At 63.6% G+C, this 23,040-nt stretch carries 19 protein-coding genes; 13 read left to right on the top strand and 6 right to left on the bottom strand.

Going from position 1 to position 23,040, the window contains the following annotated elements; genetic code table 11:
* Positions 1 to 53 precede the first annotated feature (53 nt).
* The 3 genes from gcvT to gcvP all read left to right on the top strand — a co-directional run bounded on the left by gcvT (position 54) and on the right by gcvP (position 4,566).
* The gene (gcvT, locus tag ACQKPE_RS14850; protein ID WP_427666950.1) at positions 54 to 1,136 is read left to right on the top strand and encodes a glycine cleavage system aminomethyltransferase GcvT; all 1,083 of its coding nucleotides are present in this window, start codon (positions 54 to 56) and stop codon (positions 1,134 to 1,136) included.
* A 47-nt stretch (positions 1,137 to 1,183) separates the two neighbouring features.
* Positions 1,184 to 1,567: a glycine cleavage system protein GcvH gene (gcvH, locus tag ACQKPE_RS14855; protein WP_427666952.1), complete on the top strand. Its 384-nt coding sequence runs from the start codon at positions 1,184 to 1,186 to the stop codon at positions 1,565 to 1,567.
* A gap of 125 nt (positions 1,568 to 1,692) precedes the next feature.
* Complete coding sequence (gene gcvP, locus ACQKPE_RS14860) at positions 1,693 to 4,566, top strand: aminomethyl-transferring glycine dehydrogenase (protein ID WP_427666954.1); 2,874 nt, start codon at positions 1,693 to 1,695, stop codon at positions 4,564 to 4,566.
* Positions 4,567 to 4,715: 149 nt separating this feature from the next.
* On the opposite strand, the gene ACQKPE_RS14865 is transcribed toward gcvP, so the two are convergent.
* The 3 genes from ACQKPE_RS14865 to ACQKPE_RS14875 form a co-directional block, all read right to left on the bottom strand.
* Positions 4,716 to 5,030, bottom strand: a complete 315-nt coding sequence (locus tag ACQKPE_RS14865) for a DUF2388 domain-containing protein (protein ID WP_375100021.1) — start codon at positions 5,028 to 5,030, stop codon at positions 4,716 to 4,718.
* 90 nt (positions 5,031 to 5,120) lie between these two features.
* Positions 5,121 to 6,803, bottom strand: coding sequence for a GspE/PulE family protein (locus ACQKPE_RS14870; protein WP_427666957.1), 1,683 nt, complete (start codon positions 6,801 to 6,803; stop codon positions 5,121 to 5,123).
* A 103-nt stretch (positions 6,804 to 6,906) separates the two neighbouring features.
* Entirely contained in the window at positions 6,907 to 7,221 is a 315-nt protein-coding gene (locus tag ACQKPE_RS14875) for a hypothetical protein (protein WP_427666959.1), read from the bottom strand.
* Positions 7,222 to 7,347: 126 nt separating this feature from the next.
* Between ACQKPE_RS14875 and ACQKPE_RS14880 the strand changes: the two genes are divergently transcribed.
* Positions 7,348 to 7,815, top strand: coding sequence for an Lrp/AsnC family transcriptional regulator (locus tag ACQKPE_RS14880; RefSeq protein ID WP_427666961.1), 468 nt, complete (start codon positions 7,348 to 7,350; stop codon positions 7,813 to 7,815).
* Between the two features lie 36 nt (positions 7,816 to 7,851).
* Here ACQKPE_RS14880 and ACQKPE_RS14885 read toward each other — a convergent pair whose 3' ends face one another.
* Positions 7,852 to 9,219, bottom strand: a complete 1,368-nt coding sequence (locus tag ACQKPE_RS14885) for a CYTH domain-containing protein (protein ID WP_427666963.1) — start codon at positions 9,217 to 9,219, stop codon at positions 7,852 to 7,854.
* A 148-nt stretch (positions 9,220 to 9,367) separates the two neighbouring features.
* Between ACQKPE_RS14885 and argE the strand changes: the two genes are divergently transcribed.
* Both argE and argA read left to right on the top strand, forming a co-directional pair.
* Positions 9,368 to 10,510: an acetylornithine deacetylase gene (argE, locus tag ACQKPE_RS14890; protein WP_427666965.1), complete on the top strand. Its 1,143-nt coding sequence runs from the start codon at positions 9,368 to 9,370 to the stop codon at positions 10,508 to 10,510.
* Between the two features lie 126 nt (positions 10,511 to 10,636).
* The gene (argA, locus tag ACQKPE_RS14895; protein ID WP_427666967.1) at positions 10,637 to 11,935 is read left to right on the top strand and encodes an amino-acid N-acetyltransferase; all 1,299 of its coding nucleotides are present in this window, start codon (positions 10,637 to 10,639) and stop codon (positions 11,933 to 11,935) included.
* A gap of 52 nt (positions 11,936 to 11,987) precedes the next feature.
* Here the strand turns inward: argA and ACQKPE_RS14900 are convergent, their stop codons facing one another.
* Positions 11,988 to 13,364, bottom strand: a complete 1,377-nt coding sequence (locus ACQKPE_RS14900; RefSeq protein WP_375100029.1) for a glutamine synthetase family protein — start codon at positions 13,362 to 13,364, stop codon at positions 11,988 to 11,990.
* A 668-nt stretch (positions 13,365 to 14,032) separates the two neighbouring features.
* Here ACQKPE_RS14900 and ACQKPE_RS14905 point away from each other — a divergent pair.
* From ACQKPE_RS14905 to ACQKPE_RS14935, 7 genes are all read left to right on the top strand, one after another.
* Complete coding sequence (locus ACQKPE_RS14905) at positions 14,033 to 15,391, top strand: glutamine synthetase family protein (RefSeq protein WP_427666969.1); 1,359 nt, start codon at positions 14,033 to 14,035, stop codon at positions 15,389 to 15,391.
* A gap of 23 nt (positions 15,392 to 15,414) precedes the next feature.
* Entirely contained in the window at positions 15,415 to 16,776 is a 1,362-nt protein-coding gene (locus ACQKPE_RS14910) for an aspartate aminotransferase family protein (RefSeq protein WP_427666971.1), read from the top strand.
* A gap of 159 nt (positions 16,777 to 16,935) precedes the next feature.
* Entirely contained in the window at positions 16,936 to 18,033 is a 1,098-nt protein-coding gene (locus ACQKPE_RS14915; RefSeq protein WP_427666973.1) for a polyamine ABC transporter substrate-binding protein, read from the top strand.
* A 162-nt stretch (positions 18,034 to 18,195) separates the two neighbouring features.
* Complete coding sequence (locus ACQKPE_RS14920; protein ID WP_427666975.1) at positions 18,196 to 19,290, top strand: polyamine ABC transporter substrate-binding protein; 1,095 nt, start codon at positions 18,196 to 18,198, stop codon at positions 19,288 to 19,290.
* 72 nt (positions 19,291 to 19,362) lie between these two features.
* The gene (locus ACQKPE_RS14925; protein WP_427666977.1) at positions 19,363 to 20,505 is read left to right on the top strand and encodes an ABC transporter ATP-binding protein; all 1,143 of its coding nucleotides are present in this window, start codon (positions 19,363 to 19,365) and stop codon (positions 20,503 to 20,505) included.
* Positions 20,502 to 21,422, top strand: a complete 921-nt coding sequence (locus ACQKPE_RS14930) for an ABC transporter permease subunit (RefSeq protein ID WP_427666979.1) — start codon at positions 20,502 to 20,504, stop codon at positions 21,420 to 21,422. The genes ACQKPE_RS14925 and ACQKPE_RS14930 overlap by 4 nt, the downstream gene beginning before the upstream one ends.
* Positions 21,419 to 22,312: an ABC transporter permease subunit gene (locus ACQKPE_RS14935; RefSeq protein ID WP_427666981.1), complete on the top strand. Its 894-nt coding sequence runs from the start codon at positions 21,419 to 21,421 to the stop codon at positions 22,310 to 22,312. Before ACQKPE_RS14930 ends, ACQKPE_RS14935 begins: the two co-directional genes overlap by 4 nt.
* Positions 22,313 to 22,426: 114 nt before the next feature.
* Here the strand turns inward: ACQKPE_RS14935 and ACQKPE_RS14940 are convergent, their stop codons facing one another.
* Complete coding sequence (locus ACQKPE_RS14940; RefSeq protein WP_427666983.1) at positions 22,427 to 22,882, bottom strand: REP-associated tyrosine transposase; 456 nt, start codon at positions 22,880 to 22,882, stop codon at positions 22,427 to 22,429.
* Between the last annotated feature and the right edge of the window lie 158 nt (positions 22,883 to 23,040).

The raw sequence follows: 23,040 nt of genomic DNA on the forward strand, positions 1-23,040 counted from the left end.
ACAGGTAAACGTCACCCCCATCGCCGCTTCGCCACGCCCCAAAGGAGAAACCCATGGGACTGCGTACGCCCTTGTATGACCTGCACCTGGCGCTTGGCGCCAAGACGGTCGATTTCGGCGGTTGGGACATGCCCCTGCACTACGGCTCGCAAGTCGAGGAGCACCACCAGGTGCGCAGCGACTGCGGGGTCTTCGACGTCTCCCACATGACCGTCATCGATATCGACGGCAGCGCCGCCACCGCCTGGCTACAGCACTTGCTGGCCAACGACGTGACGCGTCTCGATGCCCCCGGCAAGGCCCTCTACAGCCCGCTGCTGAACGAGCAGGGCGGGGTCATCGACGACCTGATCGCCTACCGCACCGAGGCCGGTTACCGCCTGGTGGTCAACGCCGCCACCCGCGACAAGGTCCTGGCCTGGCTGGCTGAAAGCAGCCACGGCCACGACGTGCGCTTCAGCGAATGCCCCGAACTGGCCATCCTCGCCATCCAGGGCCCGCGTGCACGCGACAAGGTGTCCGAGCTGGTGAGCGCCGCGCGTGCGGCGCTGATTCGTGAGCTGCGCCCGTTCGAGGGCGTCGCCGAGGGTGACTGGTTCATCGCGCGCACCGGCTACACCGGTGAGGATGGCCTGGAAATCATCCTGCCGGGTGAGCAGGCCCCGGCCTTCTTCAACGACCTGGTCGGCGCCGGCATTGCGCCCAGCGGCCTTGGCGCGCGTGACACGCTGCGCCTGGAGGCCGGCATGAACCTGTACGGCCAGGACATCGACGAAACCCATACCCCATTGACCTCCAACCTGGGCTGGAGCATCGCCTGGGAGCCGGCCGGGCGCGACTTCATCGGGCGCAAGGCGCTGCTCGCGGAAATCGAGCAGGGCGTGAAGGAAAAACTGGTCGGCCTGGTGCTGGAGGAGCGCGGCGTATTGCGCGCCCACCAGACCGTGCGTGTTGCCGGAATTGGCGAAGGAGAGATCACCAGTGGTAGTTTCTCGCCTACGCTGAGCAAGTCCATTGCCCTGGCGCGCGTACCCATGGCCACCGGCGACCGCGCCGAGGTCGAGATTCGCGGCAAGTGGTACCCGGTGCGGGTGGTCAAGCCGACCTTCGTGCGCCACGGCAAGATTCTTATCTGAACAATTACCGGCGGGCCGACCGCTGAGCCAATCGAGGAATACAACCTATGAGCAATATCCCCGCCGACCTGCGTTTTGCTGAAAGCCACGAGTGGGCACGCCTGGAGGCCGACGGCACGGTGACTGTCGGCATCAGCGACCATGCCCAGCAAGCCTTGGGTGATGTGGTGTTCGTCGAGCTGGCCGAAGTCGGCAAGACCTTCGCCGCTGGCGATGCGGCAGGCGTGGTGGAGTCGGTCAAGGCCGCTTCCGACATCTACGCACCAGTGGGTGGCGAGGTGATCGCGGTCAACGAAGAGCTGGCAGACAGCCCGGAACTGCTGAACGAAGAGCCCTACGAATCGTGGATCTTCAAGCTCAAGCCAAGCGACAAGTCCGAGCTGGACAAGCTGCTGGACGCTGCCGGCTACAAGGCCGCCATCGGCGAGTGATGCCCAGGCCCTGCGGCGCGGCTCATTGGGCCGCGCCGCAGGGCTGCAAGGATTTACCTGCAACATCCGCGATCCCTTCCTAGACTTGTAAGTCTCCTTGAGAACTGGTCCAGGAAACGATCGCCATGTCCCAGTCGCCATCCCTGAGTCAACTGCAAGAGCTCAACCCTTTCCTTCGTCGCCACCTGGGGCCCGATGCCTCGGAGCAGGCGGCCATGCTCGCTGCCCTGGGCCTCGCCAGCCGTGGCGAACTGATCGACCAGACCGTGCCGCCCGGCATCCGCCTGGGGCGTGCGCTGGATTTACCCTGCGTCCTCGATGAGCAAGCTGCGCTGGCCAAGCTAGCCGACTATGCCAACCAGAACCAGGTCTGGACCAGCCTCATCGGCATGGGCTACCACGCCACCCTCACTCCGACCGTGATCCTGCGCAACGTGCTGGAGAACCCCGGCTGGTACACCGCCTACACCCCCTATCAGCCGGAAATCGCCCAGGGGCGCCTGGAAGCGTTGCTGAACTACCAGCAGATGGTCATCGACCTCACCGGCCTGCCCCTGGCCAATGCCTCGTTGCTGGATGAAGCCAGCGCGGCAGCCGAGGCCATGGCCTTGGCCAAGCGCGTAGCCCGCAACAAGAGCAATACCTTCTTCGCCGACGAGCATTGCCACCCCCAGACCCTCTCGGTGTTGCAAACCCGCGCGGAGGGCTTTGGCTTCGAGCTGGTGGTCGGCTCGCTCGACAACCTGGGCAAGCACCAGGTGTTCGGCGCCTTGCTGCAATACCCGGATACCCATGGCGAGGTCCGCGACCTGAGGCCCTTGATCGAGCAGTTGCACGGGCAGCAGGCGATGGCCTGCGTGGCGGCGGATATCCTCAGCCTGGTGGTGATGACCCCGCCCGGTGAGCTGGGCGCCGATGTGGTGCTCGGTTCTACCCAACGTTTCGGCGTGCCGATGGGCTATGGCGGCCCCCACGCGGCCTACTTCGCCTGTCGCGACGAGTACAAGCGGGCCATGCCGGGGCGCATCATCGGTGTGTCCCGCGATGCCCGTGGCAACACCGCCCTGCGCATGGCCTTGCAGACCCGCGAGCAGCACATCCGCCGCGAGAAGGCCAATTCCAACATTTGTACCGCCCAGGTGCTGCTGGCCAACATCGCCGGTTTCTATGCCGTCTACCATGGGCCTGAAGGCCTGCGGCGCATCGCCCAGCGCGTGCACCGGCTGACCCGGCTGTTGGCCACGGGGCTCGAAGCCAAGGGCATCAAGCGCGTCAACCAGCACTTCTTCGACACCCTCACCCTCGAGGTCGGAGGCACCCAGGCGGCAGTCATCGAAAGCGCCGAGGACGCACGCATCAACCTGCGTATTCTCGGGCGCGGCCACCTGGGCGTGAGCCTCGATGAAACCTGTACGGCGCAAACCGTACTGCGCCTGTTCGACATCTTCCTCGGCGTCGACCACGGCCTGGACATCGACACCCTCGACCAGCAGCCCTTGGTCGAAGGCATTCCCGCAGCGCTTTCGCGCAGCACGCCGATCCTCGAGCACCCGGTGTTCAACCTGCACCACAGCGAAACCGAGATGCTGCGTTACCTCAAGCAGCTAGAGAACAAAGATCTGGCGCTGAACCAGTCGATGATCCCGCTCGGCTCCTGCACCATGAAGCTCAACGCCACCAGCGAGATGATCCCCATCACCTGGCCGGGCTTTGCCCTGTTGCACCCGTTCGCCCCCGAAGCCCAGGTGCAGGGCTACCGGGCGATGATCGACGAGCTGGAAAGCTGGTTGTGCGCCATCACCGGTTTCGATGCCATCTGCATGCAGCCCAACTCCGGGGCCCAGGGCGAGTATGCCGGGCTCATGGCCATTACCCGCTACCACCGCAGCCGACACCAGTCCCAGCGCACGCTGTGCCTGATCCCGTCATCGGCCCACGGCACCAACCCGGCTTCCGCGCAGATGGCCGGCATGGAGGTGGTGATCGTCGAATGCGACGATGCCGGCAACGTCGACCTCGATGACCTCAAGGCCAAGGCCCATGAGGCGGGCGAGCGGCTGTCGTGCCTGATGGTCACTTATCCATCGACCCACGGGGTGTACGAGGAAGGCATCCGCGAAATCTGCGAGGTGGTGCACCAGCACGGTGGCCAGGTGTACATGGACGGCGCCAACCTCAATGCCCAGGTCGGGCTGGCGCGCCCGGCCGACATCGGTGCGGACGTCTCGCACATGAACCTGCACAAGACCTTCTGCATTCCCCATGGCGGTGGTGGCCCCGGCATGGGGCCGATCGGTGTGAAGGCGCACCTGGTGCCCTTCGTGGCCAGCCACCCGGTAGTGCCGGTGCCTGGGCTGGACCCGAACAACAGCGCGGTCAGCGCCGCGCCCTGGGGCAGTGCCAGTATCTTGCCGATCAGCTGGATGTACATCGCCATGATGGGGCCGCAGCTGGCCGATGCCAGCGAAGTGGCGATTCTTTCCGCCAACTACCTGGCCAGCCAGCTGGGCGGGGCTTTCCCGGTGTTGTACCGGGGGCGTAACCAGCGCGTAGCCCACGAGTGCATTCTCGACCTGCGCCCGCTGAAGGCGCAGACCGGCATTACCGAGGAGGATGTGGCCAAGCGCCTGATGGATTACGGCTTCCACGCCCCGACCATGTCATTCCCGGTGCCGGGGACCTTGATGGTGGAGCCGACCGAGAGCGAATCGAAGGCCGAGCTGGACCGCTTTGTCGAAGCCATGCTGGCGATTCGCGAGGAGATCGCCCAGGTGCAGGAGGGGCTGTGGCCGGCGGAGGATAACCCGCTCAAGCATGCGCCACATACCTTGGCTGATGTGCTGTCGCCGTGGAGCAGGCCCTACAGCCTGGAACAGGCGGTCGCGCCCAGTGCTCACGTGCGCCAGCACAAGTACTGGCCAGCGGTGAACCGGGTCGACAATGTGTATGGGGACCGGAACCTGTTCTGCGCCTGTGTGCCGGTGGAGGCGTATCGCTGACCATTACGGGGGCTGCTACGCAGCCCTTTCGCGACACAAGGCCGCTCCCACAGATTCTCCGCTGACCTTGAAAGCGGCGCTGAATCTGTGGGAGCGGCCTTGCCGGGGCGCCGGACCGGTCGGAAAGGGGGGCAGAGCGCCCCCAGGGTTCATTCAGCTACGGCGTTTTTCGCCAGGATCGCGTTGGCCAGCTCCATGTCACTGGCCTCGACCCCCGGGTTGTCGGCGCGCACCTGGCGCATCGCGGCCTCCAGGAACGGCCCGCGAATCGCACCCTCGCTGGCGACGAAGCTACCAGCGTCTTCCTGCGCCGCGACGATCATCTTGTGGTCCTTGAAGGTCAGGTAGGTGGAGCCGGTAGTGGCACCGGAGGAAATGACGTTGCGCCAGAAGCCATCGGCCATGGCAGAGCCGATAGGCAGCGAGAGCAGGGCGGCGGCTGCGATGGCGGTTTTGAGACGCATGGTAGATCACCTCGATTGGTGAGGGTTGGAGATGCTTGCTTCGATCCTTCCAGCAGGACGCAAGTTCCGTATCCACAAGGGCTTTTCCAGTTATCCACAGACCCTCAATACCTCTGCCTGGCTGGTGAGCCCGCGGGCGACTTTCTCTTCGCCGCACTGGCGCAGGTCGCGCAGACCCTCCGCGACTGCCTGGCGACGCAGCACCGCCAGCTCGATGCCGGGGCCGACCTGGGCCAGCAGGTTTTCGCTGGGCGCCAGTAGCTCGAACAACCCGGTGCGCCCGTGATAGCCGGTGCCTCGACAGGCACGGCAGGGGCTGTGGTCGAGGCGAGCGCAGCCCTGGCAACGGCTGCACAGGGTGCGTACCAGGCGTTGGGCCATTACCCCGATCAACGTGGCCTTGACCAGGTAGTCGGCAACCCCCAGCTCTTGCAGACGAGTGATCGCGCCGCAGGCATCGTTGGTGTGCAGGGTGGAGAGCACCAGATGACCGGTGAGCGCCGCTTGTACGGCGACCTGCGCGGTCTCGCGGTCGCGTATCTCACCGATCATGATGATGTCCGGGTCCTGTCGCAGCAGTGCGCGTACGCCGTTGGCAAAGCCCAGGTCGAGGCTGGGCTGCACCTGCAACTGGTTGAAGGCCGGCTCCAGGCGTTCGATGGGGTCTTCGATGGTGCAAAGGTTGACCTCAGGCGTGGCCAGGCGCTTGAGGCTGGCGTAGAGCGTGCTGGTCTTGCCGGAGCCGGTGGGGCCGGTGACCAGCAGAATGCCCTGGCGCCGTTGCAGCAGCGCCTGCCATTGCGCGAGCAGCGCGCCATCCAGGCCTAGCCGGTCGAAGCCCTCGTTGCGTTGCTCGGGGTCGAACAGGCGCAGCACCAGCTTTTCGCCAAATGGCGTTGGCAGTGTGGACAAGCGCAACTCCACCTCGCTGCCGGTGGCCAGTCGGCTCTTCAGGCGGCCATCCTGCGGGCGGCGCTTTTCGGCGACGTCCATGCGCCCCAGGTGCTTGAAGCGGCTGACCAGTGCCAGGCTGACGCTGGCTGGAAATGCGTAGACATCATGCAGCAGGCCGTCGATGCGATAGCGCAGTTGGCCATGCTGGCGGCGGGGTTCGAGGTGGACATCGCTGGCGCGTTGCTCGATGGCGTACTGCAACAACCAGTCGACGATGTGCGCGATGTGTTCATCCTGGCTGTCGCTGGCGGGGCTGCGTGCGCCCTGTTCGAGCAATTGTTCCAGGTCGCCGAGGCTGGCCCGCTGCTGCGCATGGGCGCCCTGCACCGAGTGAGACAGGCGCAGGCAGGTTGCGGTCAGTTGGCGGATCAGTACGGGGTTGGCCAACACGCGAAGCACGGGGCGCGCCAGGCTCTGGGCGAGGTCGGCTTCCCAGTCACGCTGGAAGGGTTGGGCGCTGGCCACGGTAACCCCGGTGTCGTCCGAGGCGACGGCGAGAATGCCATGGCGCTCGGCGAACCCAGGGGAGATCAACCCGCCGGTTCGCACCAGGTCGACTTGCAGAGGCTCGATGCGCAGGTACGGCTGGCCGGCCTTGTCCGCCAGCCACTGGCACAGGGTATCGAGGTCGAGTTGCGCACCAGGCTGTTTACGATCCGGCAGCTCAAGGCTGGCGAGGGTTTCCAGCGGGTGGCCGCCGGGCTGCTGTTGTGCGCGCTCCAGTGCCACGAATGCGTCAGCGGCATGCAGGCGCCGTTCGGCGAGCAAGGTGTCGAGTACGCGGCGTAGGTCGAGCGCGTGGTATTCGTCTGTGAGCATGGCGGCGTCCGTGCCGGTAGGGAAGGTGCCAAGCAAGGCTAGACGCCGCTGGGAAGTGCATCCAAGGCAAGCGGTTACGGCGTTTTTCGCAAGGCTGGGAGGCTCAGCCGAACGCCAGCTCGAGGCGACTGGGTGCAGCCTCCAGCTGGACTTCAGCGACACACACCAGGTTACGCATTTTCTGGGCGATCACCTGCGCGCGGTGCCAGCTCAGGGCAGCGATGCCGATTTCGACGTGCAGCAGGTCGCCGTGCTGGCTGACCTGCACGCTGTGCGGAGTGAGAAATTGCAGGGCGAACAGGTTGAGCACGCGGCACAGGGCATCGGGCTCGGCTTCGGCTTGCAGGCGATAGCACACGCTGGCGTGAGGGGTGTTGGCGGCCCAGGTGTCGGGGCGGTGCGAGGTGAGAGTGTCCATGGGGCCTCCTGTGATGTCAGGAGAAATTCTTGCAGGTCTATCGGGGTATTTCTTCGCTATGATTCGAGAGAATCCCTATGTTTTCGAATTGATCAATTCTTAATTTAAGTAGATAGGAAATTATTCATGCTGGGTGAATTGGACGCCTATGATCGGCGCATCCTGGAGTTGCTGCAGGAGGATGCCTCGCTTTCCAGCGCGCAGGTCGCCGAGCGCGTCGGCCTCTCGCAGTCGCCCTGTTGGCGGCGTATCCAGCGCTTGAAGGAGGAGGGGGTTATCCGCGGCCAGGTGACCCTGCTGGACCGCAAGAAGGTCGGGCTGAACACGCAGATCTTCGCCGAGGTCAAGCTCAACGCCCATGGGCGTTCCAACTTCACCGAGTTCACCGAGGCGATTCGCGGCTTCCCAGAAGTGCTGGAGTGCTACGTGCTGATGGGGTCGGTGGACTTCCTGCTGCGGATCGTCACGTCAGATATCGAGGCGTACGAACGCTTCTTCTTCGAAAAGCTGTCGAACGTGCCGGGCATACAGGAGGTGAACTCGATCGTCGCGTTGTCCGAGATCAAGTCCACCACCAGCTTGCCGCTGGGCTGACGAGGGTATTGGGGCCGCAGAGTGGCCCCAGGGGGGTCAGCCCTTGAGCAGGTGCTTCCAGCCGCGGCTCTGGTCTACCGCGCGGGCCTGTTCGATGCGCTCTTCCAGCAGTTCGTCGGAAATCGGCTGCTCGGCCAGGGCGTGGAGCTTCTTCAGGTCGCCGTACAGGCGGTCCATCTGCGGCGCATCCAGCACCTGGCGGGCGTGGTGCAGCCAGGTGAGCAGTTGCTCGATACGCGGCAGCTGTTCGGCCAGGTCTTCCGGGCGTTGCACGTACAGCGCCAGCTTCAGCGCGCGGCCTTCCTCGCCCAGCAGGTGCCCCAGCCAGCTGGCCAGTTGCGCCTTGCCCTGGCGCTCGCCACGGCCTTTGCGTTCCACGGTCCAGGCGCGGGCCAGCAGCCAGCGCGAGGTTTCCAGCGAGAACTGGCCCCAGCGGGTGTCTTCCAGCTCTTCGGCGAACTGCTCGGGGGCGGCGCGGCGGATGTCTTCGTCGTCGTTGCCGGCTTGCACCAGCGGGCGCCAGTCTTCCAGCAGGGCATCGAGGCGGCTGCGCAGGTCACGGGTGGTGGCGCGTGGCGCGGCCTGGCCCAGGCTGCTGGTGAGGGCGCGCAGTTCGGCCAGGCACTCGACCCAGTCCTGCAGCAGGCGCCAGTGGCCACTGTGGCGATACTGCTCGGCCAGGCGCTGGCTGCTGCCCAGCAGTTGCCAGGCCAGGGCGGTGTAGGCGTCGTCCAATGGGGTTTCGGCGTCGAGTTCGGTACTGGGCAGGCTCAACTCGTAGCTGTCTGGCTCCAGCAAGCGGTAGCCGCGTTCGGCCTTGCTGATGTCACACGGCATCAGCGGCAGGCTGGCGGCCAGTTCGGCGGCCAGTTCCAGCAGCGCTTTGGGCGCGCCTTCGCGCAGCTCAAGCTCCAGCTCGCAGATGGGCTCCTTGCGCTTGCCAGCGATCACGAAGCCTTGGTCCAGGGCCGCTTCGATGACCACCTTGGCCTTGCCGCGGCCCCAGGAAATCTCGGCGTACTCGCGGGTGAAGTCAGTGGTGAACAATGGCTTGATGGCCTTCTTGTCCAGCTCGGCCAATTGCTCGGGCCAGCAGCTGGCGTCGAGCTTCTTCAGGTCCAGCTTGACCTTGTCCAGGTACCACTCGTATTCGTTGCGCTCGGATAAACCGGCGACGCTCTGGCCACGGCACTTGAGGGTCTGGATGATGACCTCGCCGTCGCGCCGCAGGCGCAGGGCGACACGGGCGGCGGCCAGGTCGCGGGCGGGGGTGTCGAAGTACTGGTTGAGCAGTTCGCGGGTCTGCCAGCCGGACTTGTTGCGCTTCTTCAGCAGGGGGTGCTCGCGCAGGGCGGCAAGGGTCTCGCGGCTGGCGCGGAGTTTGAGTTCGGTTTCTTTGTGCATCGCGGGCTCGAAGGAGGGCATCTTGTGGGTGGCAGTCTACATGACTGTAGGCTTGTGCCGGGTTCTTCGTAGGCTAAACCTGTGAATGGTTGCCGCAGGATGTTGCTGCGTGGTTATGATGGTCCGACGCCCTCGAAGGAATTTGCGCATGCCGTTGCCGTCGCTGAAAGACCAGTTCGCCGCCCTGATCGCTTCCCCGTCGGTCAGCTGTACCCAGGCTGCGCTCGACCAGTCCAACCGCCCGGTCATCGACCTGCTGGCCGGTTGGCTGGGAGACCTGGGCTTTCACTGCGAAATCCAGCAGGTCACGCCGGGCAAGTTCAACCTGCTCGCCAGCCGTGGCACCGGCCCGGGCGGGCTGGTGTTGGCCGGGCACAGCGACACCGTGCCCTACGACCCGCAGCTGTGGAAAAGCGACCCGCTGAAACTCACCGAGGTCGATGGCCGCTGGGTGGGCCTGGGCAGTTGCGACATGAAGGGCTTCTTCGCGTTGGTGATCGAAGCGGTGCTGCCGCTGCTGGAGCATGACTTCAAGCAACCGCTGCTGATCCTTGCCACCTGCGACGAGGAAAGCTCGATGTCTGGCGCCCGTGCACTGGCCGAGGCCGGCGCGCCGCTGGGACGGGCGGCGGTGATCGGTGAGCCCACCGGGCTGAAGCCGATCCGCATGCACAAGGGCATTCTCATGGAGCGCATCGAGATCCTCGGGCGCAGTGGCCATTCGTCGGACCCAAGCCTGGGCCGCAGCGCCATGGAAGCCATGCATGCCGTGATGGGCGAGCTGATGGGCCTGCGTCAGCAATGGCAGAAAACCTACTCCAACCCGCAGTTCACGGTGCCCACGCCAACCATGAACTTTGGCTGCATCCACGGTGGCGACAACCCCAACCGCATCTGCGGCCAGTGCGCCATGGAGTTCGACCTGCGTCCTCTGCCGGGCATGGACCCGGAGCAGCTGCGTGCGGCGATCCGCGAGAAGCTGGTGCCCCTGGCCGAGCGTCACGATGTGCGTATCGACTACGCCCCGCTGTTCCCCGAGGTGCCGCCTTTCGAGCAAAGCGCCGACGCCGAGCTGGTGCAATTGGCCGAGCGCCTCACCGGCCATCGCGCGGAAGCTGTGGCCTTCGGCACCGAGGCGCCGTATCTTCAGCAGCTCGGCTGCCAGACCATCGTGCTCGGCCCTGGCGACATCAGCTGCGCCCACCAGCCGGGCGAATACCTTGAAATGTCACGAATCGAGCCTACCGTGCGTCTATTGCGTGACATGATCCGGCACTATTGCCTGGTTTAAACGTCCACTGACCTGATTCGTTCCTGCCTAAGAGGAGAGCGCGCGTGACCGCAAGCCTGTTCCGACGATGACTTTCGAACGTTGTGCGCCTTCACCGTTCTCGATCACTTATCCACAGGCCCTGTCATGCCCGATTACGTCAACTGGCTGCGTCATGCTTCTCCCTACATCAACGCCCACCGCGACTGCACTTTCGTGGTCATGCTGCCGGGCGACGGGGTGGAGCACCCCAACTTCGGCAACATCGTCCACGACCTGGTGTTGCTGCACAGCCTCGGCGTGCGCCTGGTGCTTGTGCATGGTTCGCGCCCGCAGATCGAAAGCCGCCTGGCCGCTCGTGGCCTGACCCCGCACTACCACCACGGCATGCGCATCACCGACGCCGCCACCCTCGACTGCGTGATCGATGCAGTGGGCGCCTTGCGCCTGGCCATCGAGGCGCGCCTGTCGATGGACATGGCCGCTTCGCCGATGCAGGGCTCGCGCCTGCGGGTGGCCTCGGGCAACCTGGTCACCGCACGGCCGATTGGTGTGCTGGAAGGGGTGGACTACCACCACACCGGCGAGGTGCGCCGGGTCGACCGCAAGGGCATCAACCGCCTGCTCGACGAGCGTTCCATCGTGCTGCTCTCGCCCCTGGGTTATTCGCCCACCGGTGAAATCTTCAACCTGGCCTGCGAAGACGTGGCCACCCGCGCGGCCATCGACCTGGCGGCCGACAAGCTGCTGCTGTTCGGCGCCGAGCCGGGGCTGCTGGATGCGCAAGGCAAGCTGGTGCGCGAGCTGCGCCCACAGCAGGTGCCGGCGCATTTGCAGCGCCTGGGCAGCGACTATCAGGGCGAGCTGCTCGATGCTGCGGCCGAGGCGTGCAAGGGCGGCGTGGCGCGTAGCCATATCGTCAGCTATGCCGAAGATGGCGCGCTGCTGACCGAGCTGTTCACCCGTGGCGGTGGCGGCACGCTGGTGTCCCAGGAGCAGTTCGAGGTGGTGCGCGAGGCGACCATCGAGGATGTCGGCGGCCTGCTGGAGCTGATCAGCCCGCTGGAAGAGCAGGGCATCCTGGTACGTCGTTCGCGTGAGGTGCTGGAGCGTGAGATCGAGCAGTTCAGCGTGGTGGAGCGCGAGGGCATGATCATCGCTTGCGCCGCGCTTTACCCGATTGCCGATTCCGAGGCGGGTGAACTGGCGTGTCTGGCGGTGAACCCGGAATACCGGCATGGCGGGCGTGGCGACGAGTTGCTCGAGCGCATCGAGGCGCGGGCGCGCATATTGGGCTTCAAGACCTTGTTCGTGCTTACCACGCGCACCGCGCACTGGTTCCGCGAGCGGGGCTTCGAACCCAGTGGCGTGGAGCGGCTGCCGGCGGCGCGGGCCTCGTTGTACAACTACCAGCGCAATTCGAAGATCTTCGAGAAGTCGTTGTAGGGCCAACACGGTACCTAATGAAAAACGCCGCCCCAGTGGGCGGCGTTTTCGTTTACACGGTGTGCAGGTACCAGTTGTACTCGAGGTCGGAGATGGAGTGTTCGAACTCCTCCAGCTCGCTTTCCTTGCACGCGACGAAGATGTCGATGTACTTGGGGTCGATGTACTTGTTGAGGATCTCGCTGTCGTCCAGCTCGCGCAGGGCATCGCGCAGGTTGTTCGGCAGGCTCTGCTCCAGCTGCTCGTACGAGTTGCCCTCGATCGGCGTGCCAGGGTCGACCTTGTTGGTCAGGCCATGGTGCACGCCGGCCAGCACGGCGGCCATCATCAGGTACGGGTTGGCGTCGGCGCCGGCGACGCGGTGCTCGATGCGCACGGCATCCGGGGCGCCGGTCGGCACGCGCAGGGCCACGGTGCGGTTGTCCAGGCCCCAGCTCGGCGCGTTCGGCACGTAGAACTGGGCGCCGAAGCGGCGGTACGAGTTCACGTTCGGGCAGAGGAACGCCATGGATGCTGGCAGGGTCTCGAGCACACCGCCGACTGCGTGACGAAGCGCGGCGTTCTGCTCGGGATCCTCACTGGTGAAGATGTTGTTGCCATCTTTGTCCAGCACCGAAATATGTACGTGCAGGCCGTTGCCCGCCTGGCCCGGGTAGGGCTTGGCCATGAAGGTGGTGTCCATTTCATGGTCGTAGGCGATGTTCTTGATCAGGCGCTTGAGCAGTACCGCGTAGTCGCAGGCCTTCAGCGGGTCGGCCACGTGGTGCAGGTTCACTTCGAACTGCGCCGGGGCGCTTTCCTTGACGATGGCGTCGGCAGGAATGCCCTGCTCCTTGGCGCCTTCGAGAATGTCCTGCAGGCAGTCGGCGTATTCGTCGAGGTCGTCGATCAGGTACACCTGGGTCGACTGCGGGCGTTTGCCGGAAATCGGCGAACGAGGCGGCTGCGGGCGGCCGTTCACGTTCTCCTGGTCGATCAGGTAGAACTCCAGCTCGAACGCGGCGCAGATGGTCAGGCCCATGTCGGTGAACTTGCTCACCACTTGGCGCAGCACTTCGCGCGGGTCGGCGAAGAACGGCTCGCCTTCCAGTTCGTGCATGGTCATCAGCAGCTGCGCGGTAGGGCGCTTCTGCCAGGGTTCGTTGGAAAGGGTGCCAGGGATGGGGTAGCAGATGCGGTCGGCGTCGCCGATGTCCAGGCCAAGGCCGGTGCTTTCGACGGTGGAGCCGTTGATATCCAGGGCGAAGAGGGAGGCAGGCAGGTTGATGCCTTTCTCGTAAACCTTGTGGAGGCTGGTGCGCTCGATGCGCTTGCCACGCACCACACCATTCATATCTGCAATCAGAAGGTCAACGTAGAGAACCTCAGGATGTTCCTTAAGGAACGCGTTCGCTTCGTTAAGCTGAACGGCACGCGGGGGTACCGACATGATGCAACACCTTTGTTGTTAAAAATATCAATCAAGGGGGGCTTGCAAGCCCAGTCAATCGAAAAGACATAGTGATGTCAAGCCAACCCCATGATGCCCTGAAATGGCACATATGCGGCGGATTTGCTGCATATCAGGGCGCGCCATTATCCGCTATTTTCACGCTGAAGGGCTATCTCAGACAAAGCGTCTTTTATTTTTTACGGAGGTGTTGTGTAAAAAAATGAACGGCGCTAAGCTCGGTCGCAACCCATAACAGTAATAATACGAGGGTCACATGGTCCGCTTGCCGCGACCTGAAAGCGCTGCCTGCGCCGCGCAGTCAGGTATTTTCACCGCTCGTCGCACGGCCTTTGCGCACCTGGCCCATCGCCTGGGTGAACTGGCCGCAATAATTGACGCGCGCCGCATCCAGCCCATGCCCCGTAGCAGTTTACTGCACGCTTTTCTTCCTTCCTGCCCTTTGCTTTCGTCGTGGACGCCGCTTTTTCGCGTGGCGCCGCGGCAGTGCTGCACGAGGGTTTTTGCTTTAGCAACATACTCCATACAGAATCAAGGCACGGGCCGTCGCAGGCACCGTGGTGCCGCGTGCGCCGTCCTTGAGCGACGCCAGGCGACAGTAGCGCCCGAGTGCCAGGCACCGGGTCACCTTACCTCCTGAGGTATTTATGAGTAACAACCTCGACCAGCTCACCGATTGGTTGAAAGAGCACAAGATCACCGAAGTGGAATGCCTGATCAGCGACCTGACCGGCATCACCCGCGGCAAGATCTCGCCCACCAACAAATTCATCGCCGAAAAGGGCATGCGCCTGCCCGAAAGCGTGCTGTTGCAGACCGTGACCGGCGACTATGTCGACGACGACATCTATTACGAGCTGCTGGACCCTGCCGATATCGACATGATCTGCCGCCCCGACCAGGACGCCGTGTTCCTCGTGCCCTGGGCCATCGAGCCGACCGCCCAGGTGATCCACGACACCTACGACAAGAAGGGCAACCCGGTCGAGCTGTCGCCGCGCAACGTGCTCAAGAAAGTGCTCAAGCTCTACGCCGACAAAGGCTGGCAGCCGATCGTCGCACCAGAGATGGAGTTCTACCTGACCAAGCGCAGCGAAGACCCGGACTTCCCGCTGCAACCGCCGGTGGGCCGCTCCGGCCGCCCGGAAACCGGGCGGCAGTCGTTCTCCATCGAGGCGGCCAACGAATTCGACCCACTGTTCGAAGACGTCTACGACTGGTGCGAACTGCAGCAGCTGGACCTCGACACGCTGATCCACGAAGACGGCACGGCGCAGATGGAGATCAACTTCCGTCATGGCGATGCCCTGCACCTGGCCGACCAGATCCTGGTGTTCAAGCGCACCATGCGTGAGGCTGCGCTCAAGCACAACGTGGCCGCCACCTTCATGGCCAAGCCGATGACCGGCGAGCCAGGCAGCGCCATGCACCTGCACCAGAGCGTGATCGACGTGGCCACCGGCAAGAACATCTTCGCCAACGCGGACGGCAGCATGAGCGAGCTGTTCCTCAACCACATCGGCGGCCTGCAGAAGTTCATCCCCGAGGCGCTGCCGCTGTTCGCGCCGAACGTCAACTCGTTCCGCCGCTTCCTGCCCGACACCTCGGCGCCGGTGAACGTCGAATGGGGCGAGGAGAACCGCACAGTTGGCCTGCGCGTGCCGGATGCCACCCCACAGAACCGCCGGGTCGAGAACCGCCTGCCGGGCGCCGATGCCAACCCCTACCTGGCCATCGCCGCCAGCCTGCTGTGCGGCTACATCGGCATGGTCGAAGGCATCGAGGCCAGCGCCCCGGTCCAGGGCCGTGGCTATGAGCGGCGCAACCTGCGCCTGCCGCTGACCATCGAGGACGCGCTGGAGCGCATGGAGAACAGCCGGGCGCTGGAGCAGTACCTGGGCAAGAAATTCATCTCCGGCTACGTCGCCACCAAGCGTGCCGAACATGAAAACTTCAAGCGCGTCATCAGTTCCTGGGAGCGTGAGTTCCTGCTGTTTGCCGTGTAATCGACCCTGGAGTCGCAGATCAGATGAGCGTCAACAACCCACAAACCCGCGAATGGCAGCACCTGAGCGGCGAGCACCACCTGGCACCCTTCAGCGACTACAAGCAGTTGAAGGCCAGGGGGCCGCGCATCATCACCCAGGCCAAGGGCGTGCATTTGTGGGACAGCGAGGGTCACAAGATCCTCGATGGCATGGCCGGCCTGTGGTGCGTGGCAGTGGGTTATGGGCGCGAGGAACTGGTGCAGGCCGCTGAAAAGCAGATGCGCCAACTACCTTACTACAACCTGTTCTTCCAGACCGCCCACCCGCCAGCGTTGGAGCTGGCCAAGGCGATCACTGATCTTGCGCCCGAGGGCATGAGCCATGTGTTCTTCACCGGCTCCGGCTCCGAAGGCAACGACACCGTGCTGCGCATGGTTCGCCACTACTGGGCGCTCAAGGGCAAGCCGCACAAGCAGACGATCATTGGCCGGGTCAACGGCTACCACGGCTCCACTGTGGCAGGCGCCAGCCTGGGCGGCATGAGCGGCATGCACGAGCAGGGCGGCCTGCCGATTCCGGGCATCGTGCACATCCCGCAGCCGTACTGGTATGGCGAAGGCGGCGACATGACGCCGGATGCCTTCGGCGTGTGGGCGGCCGAGCAGTTGGAGAAGAAGATTCTGGAGGTAGGCGAGGATAACGTCGCGGCCTTCATCGCCGAGCCGATCCAGGGCGCGGGCGGGGTCATTATCCCGCCTGAGACCTACTGGCCAAAGATCAAGGAGATCCTTGCCAGGTACGACATCCTGTTCGTCGCCGACGAGGTGATCTGCGGCTTCGGGCGCACCGGCCAGTGGTTCGGCTGCGACTACTACGAGCTGACGCCAGACCTGATGACCATCGCCAAGGGCCTGACCTCCGGCTACATCCCCATGGGCGGCGTGATTGTGCGGGACAAGGTGGCCAAGGTGCTCGGCGAAGGCGGCGACTTCAACCACGGCTTCACCTACTCCGGCCACCCGGTGGCCGCTGCGGTGGGGCTGGAAAATCTGCGCATCCTGCGGGACGAAAAAATTGTCGAGCGCGCCCGCCTCGAGGTGGCACCGTACTTGCAAAAACGACTGCGCGAGCTTGAGGACCACCCGCTGGTGGGGGAGGTGCGCGGCCTGGGCATGCTCGGCGCGATCGAGCTGGTCAAGGACAAGGCGACCCGCAGCCGTTACGAGGGCAAAGGTGTGGGCATGGTGTGTCGCAACTTCTGCTTCGACAACGGCCTGATCATGCGCGCGGTGGGCGACACCATGATCATCGCGCCGCCGCTGGTGATAAGCCCGGCAGAGGTGGATGAGCTGGTGGAAAAAGCCCGCAAGTGCCTGGACCTGACGCTGGAAGCGATTCGATGAGCCTTTGCTAGGCTAGCGAAGTGACATTAAGTCGTTACAAGGGAGCGGTTTCCTTGAAACAGCGCCGTGTAACTTGCCAGACTAGCGACTGTTTCAGTCGCCCAGCGGGACCTGGCTGCTGAACAGATGGCTACTAAAAAAATTCTGGAGCATTAACGCATGAATAAAATGGGCAAGACGTTGCTGGCCGCCGCCCTCATGGGTGCCATGGCCACTGCTGTTCAGGCTGAAGACAAGGTGCTGAACGTCTACAACTGGTCGGACTACATCGCCCCGGAAACCGTGGCCAAGTTCGAAAAGCAGACCGGCATCAAGGTCAAGTACGACGTCTTCGACAGCAACGAAACCCTGGAAGCCAAGCTGTTGGCCGGTAAGTCGGGCTACGACATCGTGGTGCCGTCGAACAACTTCCTGGCCAAGCAGATCAAGGCGGGCGTGTACCAGGAACTGGACCGCTCCAAGCTGCCGAACTGGAAGAACCTCGACGAAGACCTGCTCAAGGCCGTGGGTGACGCGAGCGATCCGGGCAACAAGTACGCCTTCCCCTACATGTGGGGCTCCATCGGCATCGGCTACAACCCGGAGAAGGTCAAGGCCGCGCTGGGCATCGACAAGATCGACTCGTGGGACGTGGTGTTCAAGCCCGAGAACATCGCCAAGCTCAAGAGCTGCGGCGTGAGCTTCCTCGATGCCCCGACCGAAATGCTGCCAGCGGCGCTGCACTACCTGGGCAAGCCCAGCAACAGCACCACCAAGGAAGACCTGAAGGCGGCCGAGGACCTGTTCCTGAAGATCCGTCCTTCGATCACTTACTTCCACTCCTCCAAGTACATTGGCGACCTGGCCAACGGCAACATCTGCGTAGCCGTGGGCTACTCGGGTGACCTGGAGCAGTCCAAGGCCCGCGCCCACGAAGCCGGCGACAAGGTCAAGCTGGACTACGTGATTCCGAAAGAAGGCGCCGGTACCTTCTACGACATGGTCGCCATGCCGAAGGACGCCGAGCACAAGGAAGCCGCCTACAAGTTCATGGACTTCCTGATGCAGCCGGAAATCATGGCCGAGATCACCAACGCCGTGCGCTTCCCGAACGGCAACAAGGCGGCCACCCAGTTCGTCGAGAAGGAAATCACCAGCGACCCAAGCATCTACCCGCCAGCGGACGTGAAGAAGCAGCTGTACGCGATCGCCGCGCCTGAAGCGGCCGCTCAGCGCGTGATCACCCGCAGCTGGACCAAGATCAAGTCGGGCAAGTAAGCGCCCGTCGCCAGACCCTCTGGGCCGGGCCTTCCGGCCCAGAGGCAGGAACGACAATTGCTGATTGCGACATCGTAGCGACGCAGGTAAGTTGCGCGCCGGTTTTGCGTGTACGGCTGCACCCAGCCGCCACCGGAGGCACGAATTGTGAGGACCACCCACTTGTCTATTTCTGTATTTCGCAAGGCCTTGATGGCTGGAGCGGGTCTGACGCTGGCAGCCAGCGTCCAAGCGGCGCCCACGGTGCATTTCTACAACTGGTCCGACTACATCGGCCCGACCACACTCGCAGACTTCGAGAAAGACTCCGGCATCAAGCCGGTGCAGGATGTCTTCGACTCCAACGAAACCCTGGAAGGCAAGCTGCTGGCCGGCAACACCGGCTATGACGTGGTAGTGCCGTCCAACCATTTCCTCGGCAAGCAGATCAAGGCGGGCGCGTTCCAGAAGCTCGACAAGGCCCTGCTGCCCAACTATTCCAACCTCGACCCGGCGCTGATGAAGCGCCTCGAGAAGAACGACCCCGGCAACCTGTACGCCGTGCCCTACCTGTGGGGCACCAACGGCATCGGCTACAACGTCGACAAGGTCAAGGCCGTGCTGGGCGTCGACAGCATCGACTCCTGGGCCGTGCTGTTCGAACCCGAGAACATGAAGAAGCTCGCCAGCTGCGGCGTGGCCTTCCTCGACTCGGCGGACGAAATGCTCCCGGCGGTGCTCAACTACATGGGGCTGGACCCCAACAGCACCAAGGATGCGGACTACAAGAAGGCCGAGGAGAAACTCCTGGCGGTGCGTCCGTACGTGACCTACTTCCATTCCTCGAAATACATCACGGACCTTGCCAACGGCGACATCTGCGTCGCGGCAGGTTTCTCCGGCGATGTGTTCCAGGCCAAGGCCCGCGCCGGAGAAGCCGGCAAGGGCGTGAACCTGGCCTACGCGATTCCCAAGGAAGGCGGCAACCTCTGGTTCGACGTACTGGCCATTCCCAAAGATGCCAAGAACGTGAAAGAGGCCCATGCCTTCATCAACTATTTGCTGAAGCCTGAGGTTATCGCCCAGGTCAGTGATTATGTCGGTTATGCCAACCCCAACCCCAAGGCTGGCGACCTGATGGACCAGGCTGTGAGAACTGACGCCGCGGTTTACCCACCGCAGGAAGTGCTGGACAAGATGTTCGTCAACTCAGAGTTGCCGCCCAAGGTGCAACGTCTGATGACCCGCAGCTGGACCAAGGTCAAGTCGGGCAAGTAATTATCCAGGCCCGCCGCGGCACCGGCAGAACACGCCGCGCGGGCACAAAAAATCTTGTTGGGAGTTTCACTCATGGCAGTTGCCTCCGGTGCCTATAAAAAAGCCCTCGAGGGTGACCAGCAACCCAAGCAGGTGCTGGTCAAGATCGACCGGGTCACGAAGAAGTTCGACGAAACGGTCGCCGTGGACGATGTGTCCCTGGAAATCCGCAAGGGCGAGATCTTCGCCCTGCTCGGCGGTTCCGGCTCGGGTAAATCCACCTTGCTGCGCATGCTGGCGGGTTTCGAGCGCCCCACCGAAGGGCGGATCTTCCTCGACGGTGTCGACATCACCGACATGCCGCCCTACGAGCGGCCGATCAACATGATGTTCCAGTCCTACGCGCTGTTCCCGCACATGACCGTGGCGCAGAACATCGCCTTCGGCCTGCAGCAGGACAAGATGCCCAAGGCCGAGATCGAAGCCCGCGTGGCCGAGATGCTCAAGCTGGTACACATGACCCAGTACGCCAAGCGCAAGCCGCACCAGCTGTCCGGCGGCCAGCGCCAGCGCGTGGCCCTGGCCCGCTCCCTGGCCAAGCGCCCCAAGTTGCTGTTGCTCGACGAGCCGATGGGCGCACTGGACAAGAAACTGCGCTCGCAGATGCAACTGGAGCTGGTGGAGATCATCGAGCGGGTCGGCGTGACCTGCGTGATGGTGACCCACGACCAGGAAGAGGCCATGACCATGGCCCAGCGCATCGCCATCATGCACCTGGGCTGGATCGCCCAGATCGGCAGCCCCATCGACGTCTACGAGACCCCCACCAGCCGCCTGGTGTGCGAGTTCATCGGCAGCGTCAACCTGTTCGAAGGTGAAGTGGTCGACGACGCCGAAGGCCATGCGCTGATCGCCTCGCCGGAGCTCGAGCGCAAGATCTACGTCGGCCATGGCGTGACCACCTCGGTGGAAGACAAGCACATCACCTACGCCCTGCGCCCGGAGAAGCTGCTGGTCACCACCAAGCAGCCTGAGTTCGAGCACAACTGGTCGCGCGGCAAGGTCCACGACATCGCCTACCTGGGCGGGCACTCGGTGTTCTACGTCGAGTTGCCGTGCGGCAAGCTGGTCCAGTCGTTCGTCGCCAACACCGAGCGCCAGGGCACCCGCCCGACCTGGGGTGACGAAGTGTACGTATGGTGGGAAGACGACAGCGGCGTGGTACTGCGCTCATGAAACCTCGAAAGCTCAAGCGAGCCCTCCAGCGCATCACCCCCGAGGGGCGGCACCTGGTCATCGGCGTGCCGTTCATCTGGCTGTTCCTGTTCTTCATGCTGCCGTTCTTCATCGTTCTGAAGATCAGCTTCGCCGAAGCCGACGTGGCGATTCCGCCGTACACCGACATCTACAGCTATGTCGAGGGCAAGATCGAGTTGGTGCTGAACCTGGCCAACTACGGCCTGCTGACCGAGGACGAACTGTACCTCTCGGCCTACCTGGGCTCGTTGAAGGTCGCGTTCTTCAGCACCCTGCTGTGCCTGTTGATCGGCTACCCGATGGCCTACGCCATCGCCAACGCCCGCAAGGACATCCAGACCGTCCTGCTGCTGCTGATCATGATGCCGACCTGGACCGCGATCCTGATTCGCGTCTACGCCTGGATGGGCATCCTCAGCAACAACGGCCTGCTCAACAGTTTCCTGCTGTGGCTGGGGCTGATCGACCAGCCGTTGCAGATCCTCAACACCAACCTGGCGGTGTACATCGGCGTGGTCTATTCGTACCTGCCATTCATGATCCTGCCGCTGTACGCGAACCTGGTGAAGCACGACCAGAGCCTGCTGGAAGCCGCGAGCGACCTGGGCTCGAGCACCTTCAACAGCTTCTGGAAAATCACCGTGCCGCTGTCGAAGAACGGCATCATCGCCGGCTGCATGCTGGTGTTCATCCCGGTGGTGGGCGAGTTCGTCATTCCCGAGCTGCTCGGCGGCCCGGAAACCCTGATGATCGGCAAGGTGTTGTGGCAGGAGTTCTTCAACAACCGTGACTGGCCGGTGGCATCCGCCTTGGCGGTGGTGATGCTGGCGATCCTGATCGTGCCCATCCTGCTGTTCAACCGCAGCCAGGCCAAAGAAATGGAGGGCCGCGCATGAAACGCTTCAGTTTCTCCAAGCTGATGCTGGTGCTCGGCTTGCTGTTCATTTACCTGCCGATGCTGATTCTGGTGATCTACTCGTTCAACGCCTCGAAGCTGGTGACGGTGTGGGGCGGTTGGTCGGTGAAGTGGTACGTCGGCCTGCTCGACAACTCGCAACTGATGGGGTCGGTGATGCGCTCGCTGGAAATCGCCTTGTACACGGCGGTGGCGGCGGTGGCGCTGGGCACCCTGGCGGCCTTCGTGCTGACCCGGGTGACCCGCTTCAAGGGCCGTACGCTGTTCGGCGGCCTGGTCACAGCGCCCCTGGTAATGCCCGAGGTGATCACCGGTCTGTCGCTGTTGCTGCTGTTCGTAGCCATGGCGCAGATGATCGGCTGGCCCCAGGAGCGCGGCATCATCACCATCTGGATCGCCCACACCACCTTCTGTGCAGCCTATGTGGCGGTGGTGGTGTCGGCACGGCTGCGTGAACTGGACCTGTCTATCGAAGAGGCGGCCATGGACCTGGGCGCCCGGCCGTGGAAGGTGTTCTTCCTGATCACCATCCCGATGATCGCGCCGTCGCTGGCGGCGGGCGGCATGATGTCGTTCGCCCTGTCGCTGGACGACCTGGTACTGGCCAGCTTCGTTTCCGGCCCAGGCTCGACCACCTTGCCGATGGAAGTGTTCTCGGCCGTGCGTTTGGGTGTGAAGCCCGAGATCAACGCCGTGGCCAGCTTGATCCTGCTGTCGGTGTCGCTGGTGACCTTCCTGGTATGGTACTTCACCCGCCAGGCCGAAGAGCGTCGCCGCAAGGCGATCCAGCAGGCCATCGAGGAAGGTGCTGCGGCGAACGTGCAGTCGGCGCAGCTCAAGCGCACTACCCAGGCCGCTGCGTCGGCCTGAGCCATATCAGGGCCCCCTTCGCGGGCAAGCTCGCTCCTACAGGCATTGCGTCGTAGCTGGACGCAATGCGATACCTGTAGGAGCGGGCTTGCCCGCGAAGGCCTCCCCAGCGATTCAAAGCCAAACCGCATCCCAATGCGGATACTCCCGGATGCTACTTACAAGCCCCGCCCGCAAAGGGTTGGCAACGATATACCGAGCAACACGCCGCACATCCTCTTCTCGCCTTAAGGCCCGGTCTTGATAGCCTGGCTGCCAGACGCGCTTCTGCGGTACTCCAGCTTTGCGCAGCGCAATACCGACGCGCGATTTGAAGCGGCGCATCAACGTACCCAGTGTTACCTGCTGCAACTCAATCAGCCAGTGCACATGGTCAGGCATGACGACCCAAGCCAAGGAGCGTGACGCGAATTCGTAATCCGACTGCCGCATCTGTCGTACTACGTGTCTGGCGTTGATGAGGTGTTGAAAAAGCGGCTCGCGTTGATGGGTGATGGTCGTGATCAGGTAGAGCCGCCCTGGCTCGGAAAACCGGCCGCGGCGCAGCAGGTTGGCGTGTGCATGGTGCATGGCGTTCATCCTTGAAATGGGTGCATCGAGAACAATAGCGGCTTGCTTGTGGGCTTAGAGCGCTCATTGGTTTCTGAATGGGTCCGGGGCGCTGCTGGCCTCTTCGCGGGCAAGCCCGCTCCTACAGATTCCCACTAGTCTGTAGGAGCGGGCTTGCC

Origin of the sequence: Pseudomonas sp. NPDC089554, from assembly GCF_050280645.1 — a bacterium.
Taxonomy (GTDB): Bacteria; Pseudomonadota; Gammaproteobacteria; order Pseudomonadales; family Pseudomonadaceae; genus Aquipseudomonas.